This window comes from Algoriphagus ratkowskyi, assembly GCF_002150505.1.
Lineage (GTDB): Bacteria > Bacteroidota > Bacteroidia > Cytophagales > Cyclobacteriaceae > Algoriphagus > Algoriphagus ratkowskyi.
On sequence record NZ_MSSV01000027.1, the window covers coordinates 1 to 15,194 of the forward strand.

Genomic DNA, 15,194 nt, shown 5'->3' on the forward strand with positions numbered 1-15,194 from the left:
ATCAAAAGTATTGTTTACCGAATCCTATAAAGCTATTGTCACTTTACTTGCAGAAAAGAGGATATAGGTAATAATTTATTTCCTTCGATTTACTAACAATGAAGGAGCATGATTTTCATCGCAAATTGTGTCAGTCCAAGCACCCGAGAGACGGGAGTCTAGAGGTTCGAGGACAATGATAAAAGGGGCTTCGACTTCGCTCAGCCTGACACCGTTATCTGGCAGCATGACCCGTCATCACTCTTTTGTAAGTTCTATACTTTTATTATTCAGCCTGACTAGATTAACACTACTCAATTAGGGAAGTGATTTTAATCTCAAATCGGGATATTTTTTACTCAAAAACTGAGGAGATGAAAAGTGTTAGGGTTAACCGAAAGCAATTTTTGAGTTCAATGTTAGAAGTTCCGATTTATCAACTCCCCCTTTCTTAAAGGGGGCTAGGGGGATTTATTTAAGCACAATTCTAACTGAGAGGCTTCACTTTCACTCAGAAACATATCCATTTATCAAAGAATTGCGCTCTGGCTTTTAACGATCTTCAAATATAAAAATTGCTATGGCACAACTTGTGAATTGTTCCGATAGCAATCATTTTAAAACATAAACTTCCCCCACATGAACAATCTTTTCAAAGGACTTATCGCAGGCTACGGAGCATACAAAATAGGCGGAGGGTGCCTAGGTACTATTTTAGTGTTTGTATTAATCTTTTTTCTTTTAGGTCAGTGTAGTTAAGCGAATACTCAGCTAACTACATCAAACCACCTTTCCCATCTGAGGATCTGAAATGCTGTCTTTGCCTGTTTCCAATCTTCCGGCGTAGGTGTATTTCAGATCCGAGTTACCTTTCCCTTCAATGGTAATCTGATACCAACCTTGATGCTTCTTCGTGTCGATTTTAAGGATGGCTTCTTCTCCCACCTTAATTTTGATTTCCTTATCTAGCTTTAGATAGATGGAGTCTTTGGCCTTCATCGTTAGGCTGTTTGAGGAGTTGTTTCTGATTTTTAATTCGAGCTCATCACTGACTTTTTTGTTTTTTAAAACTGAAGCAGCACTTACCTCTATATTCGAGCCAGCAGTGGATCTTATGAATTCCCGATAGAAGCCATTTGGCCCATAAACACGGAGATGGCAATGTCCATCTTCAAATTCGGAGATTGGCCACTCATAAAAAATACTATCTCCAGACTTGACTGCAAAAGCCCATGTCTTCACAGGCTCAAAAGCCTTGGTTTTTAGGTTCAGATAGTTTCCTGGAGCATAGACATTGAATCCTGATCCTAAGGCCTCTTTTCCAAAAACATCCTGCGAAGCGGTAAAAGTGATTATAAATTTCTCGCCGTCCGTGCTAAGTTTTCCATCTGCATGAAGATCATATTTCAAGCCATTTGAAGGTTTGGTTCCGGATTCTTGCACTGCGAAAACTTTAGAATTTGCTTGATTTTTAGCTTCCTTTTTCGCCTTCTCCTCGCTTAGTTTTATAAAGTTGGTGGGGATGTTCTTGAATTTTGCGTTATAGATCTGCTGGATAAATTCATCCTGATTTACAGGTTCTGCATGTGTGATTTTCTCTCCATTATAAGGCCTGAAGGCTGAAGTCAAGTCTCCGCTTACTGTTCTTCTCCAAGAGCTTATATTAGTTTCTTCTATAGTTTGTCCAGTCTTTTTTGAGAGGAATTTTTCTAGAAACTGTATGGTTGAGGTAATGTCGCATACCTCAGAATTGACCCAGCCGCCGCGTGACCATGGTGAGGCAATGATCAGCGGAACTCTATACCCTAAGCCGACTGGACTTGTTCGAGAGTCTTCAGGTTTAAAACCTGCTTTTATCTCTTCTTCAGCTGTTACAAATTCTCCCTTGCTGGATAGACCGGCTGACATTTTCCCATTTGGCTCAGTAGGATGAGGTGGTACGAATGGAGGAATGTGATCAAAATAGCCATCATTTTCATCATAATTGATAATGAAAATCGTCTTCTTCCAAACCTCAGGATCCTCCGTCAAAATATTCATCACTTCAGAGGCATACCATGCGCCATACCAAGGAGCACTTGGGTGATCGGAAAATTTTTGCGGAGCAACTAACCAAGTGACAGTAGGCAAGGTGCCTTCATTTACATCTTTTCGGAATTGGTGCAGGATATCTCCTTTTGGAATAAGAGTTTCCCGGTCTTCACCGTTTTCTTGATACGCAAGTTTTTCTGTTTGGTGATAATCCGGGTCTCCAGTATTCGTTTGGAATGCCTTTTTATGAAGACTTTTAGCTCGATCCGAAATCTTCTCATATTCCTCGGCGTTCCATTTCTGAAGATATTCGCCTAGGTATTCCAGGCCATCTTCCTTCTCCTTCAATTCCTTTTGAAGCTCTACCAGATTAGTGGGATTACTGGCCAATAGTACTTTCAGGCTAGCTATTTCGGCAGGTAGTTCTTTTTCTCTTTTTTGAAGAAAAAGGTAATGCCTAGGGTGAAAGCCTACTCCAAATTGTGAGAACCACTCTAAGTTGTTATCGGTAAAATTACCCAAAAGTGATTCCGCTTCCCCGTCTAAATCTGTGGTAATACTGATTTCGTTTTGGTAAACTTTCCAAGAAATTTCATTATTCTCAAGCAACTCTGGAAAAGTTCTCCAGTTACCCTCCTTGCCATAAGTCAGTTCTCCATTACGGACTTTGGCTTTTTCCCCATCAGCACCGTGAGTTTTTCCTGTCCAGAAATAACTTCTATTGGTCGTAGTGCCAGCCAGTGCTGCGCAAAAGTGCTGGTCACAAACTGTAAATGCATCGGCTAGCGCGTAATAAAATGGAAGGTCCTCACGGCTGTAAAAGCCCATGGTCAGTGGGAGGTCATAGTATTCCTTGCCCGGCCTTTTGGCCTCAATCCAATTGTTGTATTTCCCATCATTGCGAGCATCAACTTGATTTTCCCAAGAGTGAGGAGTTCCGCTCATCCAAGTAGCCTTGGTATCCTTGATGTCAAAGCGAAAAGGTGCAAAGCGATTCCCGTTTTTGTCTGGCTGAAGCCAGACGGGATTCTGGTCAGGAAGAGTGATTGCACGTGGATCATTAAATCCTCTCACGCCTTTCATGGTACCAAAGCAGTGATCAAAAGATCTGTTTTCCTGCATAAGCATCACCACATGTTCAGCATCATAAAAAGTAGTTCCTGGCACTGCAGGTATAGCCATCGCTCGCTGTACAGCCATTGGCATGGAGCTCCAGATACTTGCTCCACCAGTGACTAAAGCTGCTTTCTTTAAAAATTCTCTTCTTGAATCCTTCATCTTTACACTCATTTTTAATATTAAGTAGTATGATTATCCGCTTTTGTACTAGTTACCAGATACAAGCAATATTTAACTTGCTTAATTCTATCAATTAGACCGTTTGTGTTCCCCCTCTTCTGTCTTCAAGCCAATTGAACAAATGATATATAACAACTTGAATGATTGTGGATAATCAGGTTAAGTATAGTGACTTTTTATGTTTGATGAGCGATTTCTAAGGTTTCGTTTTTGTTAAGGTTAACAGGGGATTTGGTAATTAAAACTCTCTCAGAGACTTACCTTTTCTTGAATAATTATTTTGTAATTTCAGTTAAACAAAAAACAATTACCCATGGAAGAATTTTTAGAACCCAAAAAGGATAAAAATGAGCGTCCTCAACAGACTTTTTTCAGGGTTACTTTCATGAATAATTGTAATCTTCTCCAGATCGCCGATAATAAAGCTAACATTGTCATCAGCATCAATGCACTGGTAATTTCTTCTGTGGTTGCTATTATAGGATATGGGACTATCTCTCATCAGCTGGATTACCAAGGTGCTATTACCTTGGTTCCAATTTTAATACTGCTGACTACTTGTCTCACTTCCACCATTTTGGCCGTTCAGGCTGCTAGACCTAAAGTTCTTGGAAATAGGAGCAAAAGCAGTGAGGAAGAAAAGTCTAGCATGATGTTTTTTGGTGTGAGTTCTAATTATACTTTAACAGAATATCTTGCTGAAATCGATTTACTCCTGAATTCAAGGCAACAGGTGCAGGAGCAGATGGCAATTTCTTTATACTACCAAGGGAAAGTTTTAAATAGAAAATATAAGCTCCTTGCTCATGCCTACACCGTATTTATTATGGGTTTGGCGATTGGTGTTGCCACATTTGTTATCTATCTGTTGCTGCTGTAAAAAAAGAAGAGAGCGCTTTCCATTATTATGAAATGCGCTCTCTTCGATTTATTAACTTTGATTTTATACTACTTGATTTTAGTCATGATAATAATTCCAGTTGACCAATTCATTTTTGTAAGGCAAAAGTCTTTGCGAGCTTCCAACGTTTTAATTAGCTTTTCAGCTTTCTCCGCATGTCCATCTGGCCAATTAGGTTGCTCATCCATGTCGTCGATTACATAGATTCCCCCGATCTTGAGTAAGTTGAGAACTTCATCTAGGTCGCTGTATTTTCCCGGCCAGGCGTCTGCGAAGATCAAATCAAATTTGTCTTCACCATATTTTTGAATCCACTCTGTCCCATCTTGGCAAATTATTTTTACCCGAGAATCTAGACTGAAGAGCTGGCTAACGATAGCATTAAGTTTGGGGTCATTATCAATAGAAATAATTCTCCCAGATTCATCCATTCCATCCACCATCCAAGAAAGAGAAAGGCCAATTCCTGTCCCTAATTCTAGGAATTTTCCACAGGGTTTACTGGCAACCAATGATTTCAATAGGGTTCCAACATAAAGATCCGAGGGCATTTTAAAGCCTATTTCTTCGCATTTGGCTTCTATGATAGCATGAATAGCTGGTTTGTTTTTAATTTCGAAATCTTTCATGAATTTAGATTGAAAAAGTTAGCTATATAAAAAAAGCCACCTTAGTGGCCTTTATTTAGTTATTATAAGTGTATTTGACATAAACACGTTTTTCTACGCTTTGGTCATCTGGATTAAGCATGGGCGGTGCAGGAGCTGAATCAGCACTAGTCCGCATCATTTCCATTTTGGCATAAGGACGGAAAGTTGGCTGAGATTCCAAAGAAACTCTATGAACTCTAATGTTTTTTATACCCAAAGTTTGAGCAATAAGAATGGCTCTGCTTTCAGCATTTTTCAAAGCTGAGGTGAGTAATTCGTCTTCCAACGACTTTTGTGTAGCTTCTGAAATCTGGAAATTCAGATTATAACTCATGTCTCCAGCACCTTGAATGGATTCTACGATTTTTTGCAAATCTTCATTTTTGCTGCTCGTTACTATTCTGAGTGCTTGTCTGGCTACATAGCCAGAATCTCGTTGTACTCCACTTCTATAGATTCTATTTACATCTACTGAGTAATTATCTGCAATCAATTTAAAATCTTTGATTTTTGCCTTTTTCAGAGCATCAGAAAGCAGCTGAGTTTTTTTGTTTAATACAGCAACCGCATCGGTGACTTTCATCGCTTTTTCTTCCAAATTAATCTGGAAGGCAGCTTCGTCCGGAGCTACTTTTCTTTCGCTAAATCCTTCCACTTCGATCAAGGGAACTGTCATGTTATCCTGTGCAAAAACAGGGACCGCCAGTAATACGGCAAATAGTATCGTTAAGTAAGTTTTCATATGTGTTTGTTTAGTTCTGAGAATATCTATTCAAAATGGAAGCCAGTTATGAGGAAGGTCTGCTCAGTTAAGAGAAATTAAGAGGGGCGAACATCAATGTTAAAATTCAAGGTTAACTTTTATCTATTACTTCCATTCCAATACTTCCATGGTATTCAGCTCAGGCCCACCACCACGTTTTGCACTTCCAGCGGCTACATAAAGTTTGCCTTTGTAGTAAATCACTCCAGTACCATGGCGGCCTTGATTTAAGCTTGGCAAGCTAAACCATTTGCCACTTCGAGTATCGAGCACTTCTACTTCCGAATGGCTACTTTCTTGAACCTTACTCTCACCATTCATCACTACCATAAACGGCCCTTTTGCTATTGAAGAAGTTCCACCCCGTGGGGTAGGCAAACCTGCAGATACGGTACTCCAGCTATTTGTTTTGAAATCATAAAAGTCTACTTCTGGAATTACTAAGTCCAAAACTTTACCTATTTCTGCATGAGAAGTTCTTCCTCCTGCTGCATAAATTTTGTCTTCGACCAGCACCGCTCCGAAGTGATCTCTAGGTCTCGGAGAATCAGGCAAGATTTTCCATGTTTTAGTTTTAGTGTCATATTCATCAAACCAAGGCACAAAATCTGCATAATGCCCGTCAACTATCCCGCAGACTAAATAGAACTTGTCTCCTCGTACGACCACGCCGACAGAGCCTCGGCGTCTCTCTTCAGGGATTTCTGCTCCTTCTCGCCAGCTGTTGGTTTTAGGGTTGAAAATGAGAAAGTGAGTCAAAGGTGTTTCGTGAGGATAGTTACCCGTCATTGCTCCGATCACATAGATTTCATTTTTAAATGAAACAGCCTGAAAATGATGAAATTCTATTGGAGCCATCGCCAATGTCTTCCAAGTTTTGGTCTTGGGATTGTATTCTTCAATAGGTTTTATCCCTCGGCCACCAAGGAGATAAAACTTTCCTTTGTTTTCCACAAAGGAATTTTCATGCCTTGGAAGTGGGTAATTGACTGTTTCTACGGCCGTCCACTGTTCATTGGATTGTGCAAATGCTGTTAGGGAAATAAGTAGAAATGCTGCAATCAAAAAGTGTTTCATGGGTGTTGGATTTAGGTTTGTTTGGGATGAAAATACGGATTCGTACACAACTTATTCTTACCTGATCGTGTAATCTTGAGAATTCTGATGCGAATGAATAATAGCAAGAATTACTATCCTATTTTTCGAGGGATCAAATAGGTAGTGAATATGGTAGGGAAATTGATTTAATAAAACCGTTCGAACTTGGTTATACTTTATTTGGAAAGCCTCTGGAGATTGAGAAATGCGTGATTTAGCTTCTCGTATTCTGGATAAAAATTGCTTGGCTAATTTGGGGTTAATGTCATTATAATAGGCAACAGCTTTTTTGATGTCAGAATTGACTTTAGCATTGTCTACAAAAATGAATTTCATAAACTCTTTTCAATATCGTCAAGCGTTCTTTCAAAATCGCCTACATTTTCCGGATCATCGAAATAATCTGAAATACGCTCATCTAAGATTTTTTTTTGCCAAGACATTAATTCAGTTGAGGGCTCTACTTCTTCTTGCAACTCAGAATACTTTTCTTTTAGAGACTGCCATTCTTTGATTGGAATTATAACTCCCGTAGTTTTTCCTTCTTTATCTTGAATATATTGAAGTGTCATTTTATTCGTATTTGATGGTTTTAAATCCATAGGAATATACTGAATAAACGAGTAAAAGCTGAAAAACAGTTCATGAATTTGATTTTCAGATCTTTAATATCTATTTCTATGAAAAATACAACGCCACATGTATTACTACAAATGGCGCTCTTACAATATCCGAAATCATATATCCGAAATCCGAAATAAACTTATTTTTCCAAATCTAGAATATCTCGGATTTTATTGATTTCCGTCATATCATCAGATAATGCTTGTCCATCGCTTGCGGCGATATTATCACGGAAAGCGGACAGATTCGCAATATAACCATCCAGAGCAGACAAAATATTATCCTTATTTTCTGTAAAAATCGGAGCCCACATGGCTGGACTAGATTTAGCCAAACGAACTGTGGACGCAAATCCTGAACCTGCCATATCGAAGATATTTTTCTCATCTTCCATTTTCTGCAAGACAGTTTTGCCAAGCATAAAAGAAGAAATATGAGATAGATGAGACACAAATGCCAAGTGACGATCATGCTCCTCTGGATCCATGAACCTAAGTTTTAAATTGAGTGCATCAAAAAGTTTGTATGCTTTCTCCTTTAGTTGCAAATCCGTTTTTTCTAGATCACAGATGATGGTTACTTTTCTGTCGAGCAAGCCTGCAAATGCAGCACTTGGTCCAGAGTACTCCGTTCCAGCAATCGGGTGGGCAGCAAGGTATTGCTTTCTTTTTGGGTGGTCTGCAACCAAAGCACAAAGTTTTGCCTTGGTAGATCCTACATCAAAAACTAAGGTGTTTGCGCCTATTTGATCAAGCGTTTTCAAAAGTAAATCACCTAATGCATCAGCTGGGGTAGCTAAAATCACAATATCTGTGTCTGCATCAGCTGCATCTTTAGCTTCGTCGATAATCCCTAGGTTCAAAGCTTCCTGCAAGTTCTTCTCACTTACGTCGGTTCCTGTGATGATAATATCTGTGAATTTATTTTTAGCAGCTAGGCCAAAAGAACCTCCTAAGAGTCCCAGTCCTACAATGTGTATTTTTTTCATATCAAATTGTTTAAAATTTATATCTGTATTTCATCAGTAAAAAGACGAAAACATGATAGAATGAGCTCAACTCAAAGCCTTAGGCCTCTTCGGTCACCCGTCTTCGGTCTTCGGTCCATTTTTTATTTAATGCGGTTAATTGCTTCCAAGATCTTGAACTCAGGCATACAAAGAGAGAAGCGAACATAATCGTCGCCCTCCGAACCAAAGATTTTCCCAGGAGTGATAAATATATTTCTCTCGTAAAGTAGCTCATCCACCACTTGATCAGCAGATTTTCCATTTGGCACCTTGCACCAGACAAATAAGCCAGCAGCATTAGTGTCATAGGTCAAGTTGAGCTTATCAGCAAGCTTCCAGACTAATTTTCTTCGGCTTTGATATGTACTTTCAATGTCTGAAAACCAACTTTCTCCGAGGTTCAGCGCTGCAATTGCACCTTTTTGAATCCCTAGAAACATCCCAGAATCCATATTGCTTTTTACTTTCAAAACTTTAGCAAGCCAATCTTCCCGACCTGCTAGCATTCCCACGCGCCAGCCAGGCATATTGAATGCTTTGCTTAGTGAATTGAGCTCCATTGCAACTTCTTTAGCTCCGGGAATCGATAAAATGCTAATCGGCTCCTTAGTCAAAATATGACTGTAAGGATTATCGTGAAGCAACACGATCTCATGCTTTTTGGCAAACCCAACCAATTCTTGAAGAATCACTCGGCTTCCCGGCGCACCAGTTGGCATATGCGGATAGTTGATCCACATGATTTTCACCTTACTCAGATCTTTACTTTCCAATTCTTCCAGATTTGGCCTGCCTGCTTTTGCCAGATCGATGTGGTAATAAATAGGTGTAGCACCTAACAAATTTGTGACGGAAGTGTAAGTAGGATAGCCCGGATTTGGGATCAATACCTCATCTCCTGGGTTTAAAAAAGTCATGCTAAGATGCATGATGCCCTCTTTGGACCCCATCATCGGCAAGACTTCTTTATTTGGATTAAGAGAGACGCCATATTCTCGAGCGTAGAAATTCGCTATGGATGTTCTCAACTCAGGAATTCCTTGGTAGTTTTGGTAACCATGGGAATGTGGATTGTCTGCGGTGCTTTTTAGCGCATCAATTACCTTCTTGTCAGGAGCCAAATCTGGGCTGCCAATTCCAAGGTTAATGACTGGTTTTCCGTCGGCAATCATCTGATTTACCTCGCGAAGTTTGGTGGAAAAGTAATATTCCTCTACACTACTCACTCGATCTGCAAAGCCCTTCATCTATTAATTATTTATGTATTCCCGCTTTTTTCAGTAGGTGTAAATAGTATTTTAACTCTTTTATTGAAGTCATTTCTCTCTTCTGTTTCCAGATAACTTTGGAAGTCTCCCAGCCTTATGATCAAAGATATTATGGCTTATTTGTCATTGCAGACATTCACTCAATTATTTCCTACTTACGTATTCTCCGAAAATTTTCACCTCTCCAAAACTTCCTCGAATTTCCTCGATTGTCTGAGATAAAATAACGTGATTTTCAAAAACTAAATCTAGGAAAAAAGCATATTCCCAAGGTTTTTCGATCACAGGAATTGACTGAATTTTGCTTAAATCAATTCCTCTATCAGAGATCAAAGTCAGCAATTTTGCCAGTCCACCCTTTTGGTTTTGAATTGTTACTTTGATGGATGCTTTATTTACGGAGTCAGAAGGTTTTACAGATTCTTTTTGAAGTATTATAAAACGAGTGAAATTACTTTTCACTGTCTGAATATCTGGTGAGATAATTTGCATTCCATAAATATCAGCAGCTATACTAGAAGCTATAGCCGCAACACCTTTTAGATTCCCTAATTTAATGTCACGCGCCACAGATGCGGTGTCGGTATCTTCTTTGAGTTGGATATGAGGATGCTGCGCAAAAAAAGCCTTGCACTGCAACAATGCCATAGGATGGGAGCGAACTTCAGTAATTTCTTGAATAGACTGACCCGGAAGCGCCATGAATTGATGCCCGATAGGCAGGTAATATTCGTCTCGAATACTCAATTCATAGCGGTCGATCAAATCATAGTTTGGAAGAATTGCTCCTGCTATCGAATTCTCAATTGCCATCACAGCAAAGTCAGCCACGCCATTTGCCACAGCTCTGGCCACTGGCTCGAAGGTGGTGAAATCCAATATTTCTATATCTTCTCCGAAATTGCGCAGTGCAACTTGATGATGAAAAGAGCCAGGAACGCCCTGTATAGCAATTTTTAAAATGCTCATTATTTAAGATTGGCTAACGATGGATATTCCAGCAAGCTGGCAGTGTTTCCAGAAACTTGGGTAAGATTTATCCACTACAGACTTATCCTCGATGCTTACGCGTGTTTTGGTGATCAAAGGCATAAAAGCCATAGCCATCCGGTGGTCATCGTATGTATGAATCTTCACCTCTGAAGGCATAGTCACAGATGGGATTACCTGATATACCTCAGGTTCAATTTCTTTTAAATCTGCATTGAACTTTGCTAGCTCTTGCTGCAAAGCGAAGATTCTATCTGTCTCCTTGATCCTCAAACTTTCTAAACCTGTAAAAGTCGCATCCTGTCCTAGAATAGCACAGGTCACCGCAATCGTCTGAGCCAAATCAGGGCAATGCGTGAAATCCCATGTTTGTAATCCCGTTACAGCCAGTTTTTGCAATAAAACTCCTCCGTTTTGGAAAGTGCTTTTAATGCCTAGTTGTCCCATGATTTCCACTACAGCTGAATCTCCCTGAAGACTGTTTTCTTTCAAACCAGAAAGAAAAAGCTCTCCAGAATCCGCACAGGCCAATAAACTGTACCAGTATCCAGCGCCAGACCAGTCACTTTCTACTGCGAAAGTAGTCGGCTTGTACGCCTGATGTGGAACAGAGATTATATTGTCACTCCAAGTGTAGTTGATTCCAAACTGTGACATGGAATCCAATGTCATTTCTATATAGGAGCGAGAACCGACTTTTCCTATCAATTCAATTTCCAGCCCTTTTGGAAGCAGAGGGGCAATCATCAGTATTGCAGAAATGTACTGGCTAGAAACGTCACCTCTTATTTTGACATGTGTGCTTTTTTGGTCAGAAAGGCCATGAATCGCCATCGGTGGATAGCCTTCCACACCTAAATAATGGATTTCCGCACCTATAGTTCTCAGCGCATCCACTAAAATGCCAATAGGACGCTCACACATGCGGGCAGTTCCAGTCATGACTTTATTTTGGTTGGTGATAGCTGCGTAAGCAGTCAGGAATCTCATCGTGGTCCCAGCGTCCAACACATCATAAACAGGCGGATTTTTCTTAAGCAAACTGATCATGGTCTGCGTGTCACGCGCTTCAGCTAGATTGCTTAACGTATTTTTGCCGTCAGTCAAGGCATCAATAATTAGCACCCGATTGGATTCGCTTTTGGAAGAAGGAAGTGGAATATAGGTAGCCGAAAAATCTGTTTTCTGAGCCAGATGAATGGTCTCCTTGGTTTCAGTAGTCAAAATATAGGATAATTAGGTCTGAGGTAGGTTTTGATAATAGTGAATTGCTTCTCTGATTTCTTCTCTGGTGACAGGGATATTATAAGTGCAATTTCCGATGGAACTCAACAAAGAAAACATGAGCTGTTTGCCTTCGTTCTTTTTGTCTTGTAGGCAAAAATCAAGTACTGACGGAAGGTCCGAATCGAGAATTTCTATTTTGCCATAAACTTTCAAAAAGGCAGACTGAATTTGCTTCACTTCTGCCATAGAAAGGTCTAATTTCTTATGAGAAAGCCATGCTTCGCAGATCATTCCTACGGCTATAGCTTCTCCATGTAATAAATGTCTTGGGCCATCCAAAAAGTAAGTTTCAAATGCGTGACCTATTGTATGTCCAAAGTTTAAAATTTTACGCAAGCCAGATTCTTTCGGATCTTCTTTGACTACGGCCCTTTTGATCTCTACAGAATGATGAATCAGAGGAGGCCAATAGGAGGATTTCCAATGCTCAAAATCCAGGCTTTCGAAGTATTTCTTATCACGAATCAATCCATGCTTGATGATCTCAGCATAGCCGGATCGAAGTTCACGCTCAGGTAATGTCTTCAAGAATTCGGATGCTACAATGACCGTTTCGGGTTCATTGAATACGCCCAGATGATTTTTCAATCCTTCGAAATCTACTCCCAATTTACCGCCAACACTTGCATCCACTTGCGAGAGTAAGGTGGTGGGCATATTGATGAAGCGTATTCCTCTTTTATATATGCTGGCGCAAAAGCCACCCATATCTCCCAATACGCCACCCCCGATATTTAGGAAAAGTGCTTTTCGATCAAGTTGGGCTTCTGTCATCGCAGCCCAGATAACCATACAAGTGGCTATCGTCTTGTTCTTTTCTCCAGAATCTATCGTCAGAAAAGTGCTGTTAGAAGGAAAAATTTCTTCTACTAAAGGCAGGCAATGCTCTTTGGTGTTTTCATCTGTCAGAATAAAAAGACTAGAGAATTTGAGTTCACCCAGTACGGAAGTCAAATCAACAGATGCGTTTTCAGAAAAGATAATTGAGTTCACAAAGACGGGAGTTTACTGAGTCTAAAATTAGGGTAAAAAAATCTGAGGAGAAATATTCCCCTCAGATTTACTATAAGCTCAGTGTTTATTTTCTTACTATATATGTATTTCCGCATCTATACCAATAAAAGATAAAATACGGCTTAATCAGATGGTAAACACCTGAATTGAGGCAACCTTCGGTCATCCGTCATCGGTCTCCCGATAGCTCTCGGGACAGCCTGTTAAGCCAAGGAGATATATTTACTGGCATTATTGCTGAAAATTACTTTACTTCTTCACGGCATCAGCTTCTCTAAGCTGCTTTTCCTGACGCTTTACTGACTCTTCATGAATACAATAAAGTAACTCCTTCATGAACTTCTCGCTTAGGTTCTTAGCTACGCCTTTTTGAGTACGACTTTCCATCACATCTTTCCAACGATCCGACTGAAATACAGATAAATGATGCTCTCTTTTGTGCGCACCGATTTGGTCGATCACTGCGAATCTTTCCTGAAGGATATCCAACAACTGATCGTCCATGTGGTCAACAGCTCTTCTAAGATCGTTCAATCGCTCACTAGGTTGCTCAGATTCTACCGGCTTTTTGAAATCAATAGCATCTATAATTTCTTTTAAACGAGCAGGAGTAACTTGCTGCTTAGCATCTGACCATGCATTGTCTGGATCATGGTGAGTTTCGATCATCAAGCCATCCAAACCAAAGTTCATGGCTTTCTGAGAGATTTCAAGAATTCCATCTCTTTTCCCTACGATGTGAGAAGGATCATTGATCACTTCCATTCCAGTCCAAACGCGCTTCAGGTGCATTGGCATAGACCAGTTTGGCTTATTTCTGTATCGTTTGTCATACGCATCAGAGAAACCTCTGTGAATCGCAGCTAATTTCGTAAGTCCTACTGCATGGAATCTTTCCAAAGCTCCCATCCAAAGTTCAAGATCTGGATTCATTGGATTTTTCACCATCACTGGAATGTCAGTTCCTCTTAGTGCATCAGCAATTTCTTGTACTGCGAAAGGGTTTACTGTAGTTCTAGCGCCTACCCACACCACATCTACATTATTTCTAAGCGCAATTTCAGCGTGAGCTGCATTTCCTACTTCTATTGTGATTGGGATATTTAAGTGATGACGAACGATCTCCATCCACTTTAATCCTTCTTCACCGATACCTTCGAAGCTTCCTGGTCTAGTTCTTGGCTTCCAGATCCCAGCACGGAACATGGATGGGATAATGTTGTTTTCTTTCATCTCGATACAAATCTGTTCGATTTGCTCTGGAGACTCTGCCGAGCAAGGTCCTGCGATAATAGTTGGGCCAGTAAGTCCTAGGCCCCAGTCTTTAATTTGCTTGTGTTCTTTCATAATACTGAGCTTTAAATGAAAAAAGCCCGACTCTTTCGAATCGGGCTTTATGTGTTATATTTTTTATTAGTCTAAGCTAGGCAATACACAACTCCGATTCGATTTTGTCTTCGAAAGTAAAAGTAAAAGAAGCTAAAATATGTCGCTGTTGTGTTTAACATGTCCCAAATGTAAAGTGGTGATTTTTAAAATCAAAATTAATTTTTTGCCAGCTATGTTATTTAATCTTCAAAATTTCAGGTGTTTCATTGAATATTCCTAAATCCGAGGAGAATCGCAGTGGCTTTCCGAATTATATTTCGATTAAATATAAAATAGGTCTTAAAAAGTCTATTTTTTAATTTTTGAAATAAATTAATGTGTATATCCGCAATTCTACCAGTAAGCAGACTAAAGCAATACAAAATAAGCTCAACTCTAAATTTTAGGCCACTTCGGTCACCTGTCTTCGGTCTTCCAGCCGGATGAGCAAAGAATTAATGGCTGCTGGCAAGAATGCGGATAATCATATAAATTAATAAATGTCTAGAGGAATGAAAGAGAAAGGATGTTGGTTGGGGGAAGAATGAATTCAATGAGCGCTTTGACGGAACCGACTCCCAACTGTAAATGCTAGCTAGTCGTCAACTACTCGTCCTTAAGGAGTATTTATGTGTGATTAAAGCATTTTTTAAAGCGTTTCCATTTTTCTTTATTGTTTAAGAGAACGTTTGAAAAAAATGCATTTTGAAGGAAGATATGGTCGCTTGTAGGGTAGGGGGTGAGATTTTTTCTTTTCGTAAGTAAGTTGAAGTGAATTTCTTTTCGCTTTTTTTGATCGTTTTCAATTTGTTGTCAAATGATCTCTACTTCGCTGGACATGACACAATACGCATGTCTTATTTCTCCTGTATCATATCTCGTATCACCCCTCATTTATAGCAACAAAAACCAA

Annotated in this window: 13 protein-coding genes; 1 reads left to right on the forward strand and 12 read right to left on the reverse strand. The window is 39.7% G+C overall.

Going from position 1 to position 15,194, the window contains the following annotated elements:
- Nucleotides 1-759: 759 nt before the first annotated feature.
- Complete coding sequence (locus BVH02_RS19435) at nucleotides 760-3,288, reverse strand: phosphocholine-specific phospholipase C (RefSeq protein ID WP_086503186.1); 2,529 nt, start codon at nucleotides 3,286-3,288, stop codon at nucleotides 760-762.
- A 334-nt stretch (nucleotides 3,289-3,622) separates the two neighbouring features.
- Between BVH02_RS19435 and BVH02_RS19440 the strand changes: the two genes are divergently transcribed.
- Nucleotides 3,623-4,189 (forward strand): Pycsar system effector family protein, encoded by a 567-nt coding sequence (locus BVH02_RS19440; protein WP_086503140.1) that lies wholly within the window; start codon nucleotides 3,623-3,625, stop codon nucleotides 4,187-4,189.
- Nucleotides 4,190-4,257: 68 nt separating this feature from the next.
- On the opposite strand, the gene BVH02_RS19445 is transcribed toward BVH02_RS19440, so the two are convergent.
- The 11 genes from BVH02_RS19445 to BVH02_RS19495 form a co-directional block, all read right to left on the reverse strand.
- Nucleotides 4,258-4,839 (reverse strand): O-methyltransferase, encoded by a 582-nt coding sequence (locus BVH02_RS19445; protein WP_086503141.1) that lies wholly within the window; start codon nucleotides 4,837-4,839, stop codon nucleotides 4,258-4,260.
- Between the two features lie 55 nt (nucleotides 4,840-4,894).
- Entirely contained in the window at nucleotides 4,895-5,602 is a 708-nt protein-coding gene (locus BVH02_RS19450) for an SIMPL domain-containing protein (RefSeq protein ID WP_086503142.1), read from the reverse strand.
- A 126-nt stretch (nucleotides 5,603-5,728) separates the two neighbouring features.
- Complete coding sequence (locus tag BVH02_RS19455; protein WP_086503143.1) at nucleotides 5,729-6,700, reverse strand: Kelch repeat-containing protein; 972 nt, start codon at nucleotides 6,698-6,700, stop codon at nucleotides 5,729-5,731.
- A 57-nt stretch (nucleotides 6,701-6,757) separates the two neighbouring features.
- Nucleotides 6,758-7,057 carry a type II toxin-antitoxin system RelE/ParE family toxin gene (locus BVH02_RS19460; protein ID WP_086503144.1) on the reverse strand — a complete coding sequence of 100 codons (300 nt, stop codon included), beginning with the start codon at nucleotides 7,055-7,057 and terminating at the stop codon, nucleotides 6,758-6,760.
- Entirely contained in the window at nucleotides 7,054-7,323 is a 270-nt protein-coding gene (locus BVH02_RS19465; RefSeq protein ID WP_205635760.1) for a hypothetical protein, read from the reverse strand. Before BVH02_RS19465 ends, BVH02_RS19460 begins: the two co-directional genes overlap by 4 nt.
- Nucleotides 7,324-7,484: 161 nt before the next feature.
- Nucleotides 7,485-8,333 carry a prephenate dehydrogenase gene (locus tag BVH02_RS19470; protein ID WP_086503145.1) on the reverse strand — a complete coding sequence of 283 codons (849 nt, stop codon included), beginning with the start codon at nucleotides 8,331-8,333 and terminating at the stop codon, nucleotides 7,485-7,487.
- 122 nt (nucleotides 8,334-8,455) lie between these two features.
- Nucleotides 8,456-9,601 carry a pyridoxal phosphate-dependent aminotransferase gene (locus BVH02_RS19475; protein WP_086503146.1) on the reverse strand — a complete coding sequence of 382 codons (1,146 nt, stop codon included), beginning with the start codon at nucleotides 9,599-9,601 and terminating at the stop codon, nucleotides 8,456-8,458.
- A gap of 165 nt (nucleotides 9,602-9,766) precedes the next feature.
- A complete protein-coding gene (locus BVH02_RS19480; RefSeq protein WP_086503147.1) occupies nucleotides 9,767-10,591 on the reverse strand; it encodes a prephenate dehydratase in 825 nt (274 codons plus the stop codon).
- A 3-nt stretch (nucleotides 10,592-10,594) separates the two neighbouring features.
- Nucleotides 10,595-11,836 carry a 3-phosphoshikimate 1-carboxyvinyltransferase gene (locus BVH02_RS19485; RefSeq protein ID WP_086503148.1) on the reverse strand — a complete coding sequence of 414 codons (1,242 nt, stop codon included), beginning with the start codon at nucleotides 11,834-11,836 and terminating at the stop codon, nucleotides 10,595-10,597.
- Between the two features lie 12 nt (nucleotides 11,837-11,848).
- A complete protein-coding gene (aroB, locus tag BVH02_RS19490) occupies nucleotides 11,849-12,892 on the reverse strand; it encodes a 3-dehydroquinate synthase (RefSeq protein ID WP_086503149.1) in 1,044 nt (347 codons plus the stop codon).
- Between the two features lie 270 nt (nucleotides 12,893-13,162).
- Nucleotides 13,163-14,260 (reverse strand): chorismate mutase, encoded by a 1,098-nt coding sequence (locus BVH02_RS19495; RefSeq protein ID WP_086503150.1) that lies wholly within the window; start codon nucleotides 14,258-14,260, stop codon nucleotides 13,163-13,165.
- Nucleotides 14,261-15,194 lie beyond the last annotated feature (934 nt).

What these genes read in the sequence shown, in the direction of transcription:
- BVH02_RS19435 (WP_086503186.1), bottom strand. Translation starts at nt 3,288, where the DNA reads ATGAAGGATTCAAGAAGAGAATTTTTAAAGAAAGCAGCTTTAGTCACT.
- BVH02_RS19440 (WP_086503140.1), top strand. Translation starts at nt 3,623, where the DNA reads ATGGAAGAATTTTTAGAACCCAAAAAGGATAAAAATGAGCGTCCTCAA.
- BVH02_RS19445 (WP_086503141.1), bottom strand. Translation starts at nt 4,839, where the DNA reads ATGAAAGATTTCGAAATTAAAAACAAACCAGCTATTCATGCTATCATA.
- BVH02_RS19450 (WP_086503142.1), bottom strand. Translation starts at nt 5,602, where the DNA reads ATGAAAACTTACTTAACGATACTATTTGCCGTATTACTGGCGGTCCCT.
- BVH02_RS19455 (WP_086503143.1), bottom strand. Translation starts at nt 6,700, where the DNA reads ATGAAACACTTTTTGATTGCAGCATTTCTACTTATTTCCCTAACAGCA.
- BVH02_RS19460 (WP_086503144.1), bottom strand. Translation starts at nt 7,057, where the DNA reads ATGAAATTCATTTTTGTAGACAATGCTAAAGTCAATTCTGACATCAAA.
- BVH02_RS19465 (WP_205635760.1), bottom strand. Translation starts at nt 7,323, where the DNA reads ATGGATTTAAAACCATCAAATACGAATAAAATGACACTTCAATATATT.
- BVH02_RS19470 (WP_086503145.1), bottom strand. Translation starts at nt 8,333, where the DNA reads ATGAAAAAAATACACATTGTAGGACTGGGACTCTTAGGAGGTTCTTTT.
- BVH02_RS19475 (WP_086503146.1), bottom strand. Translation starts at nt 9,601, where the DNA reads ATGAAGGGCTTTGCAGATCGAGTGAGTAGTGTAGAGGAATATTACTTT.
- BVH02_RS19480 (WP_086503147.1), bottom strand. Translation starts at nt 10,591, where the DNA reads ATGAGCATTTTAAAAATTGCTATACAGGGCGTTCCTGGCTCTTTTCAT.
- BVH02_RS19495 (WP_086503150.1), bottom strand. Translation starts at nt 14,260, where the DNA reads ATGAAAGAACACAAGCAAATTAAAGACTGGGGCCTAGGACTTACTGGC.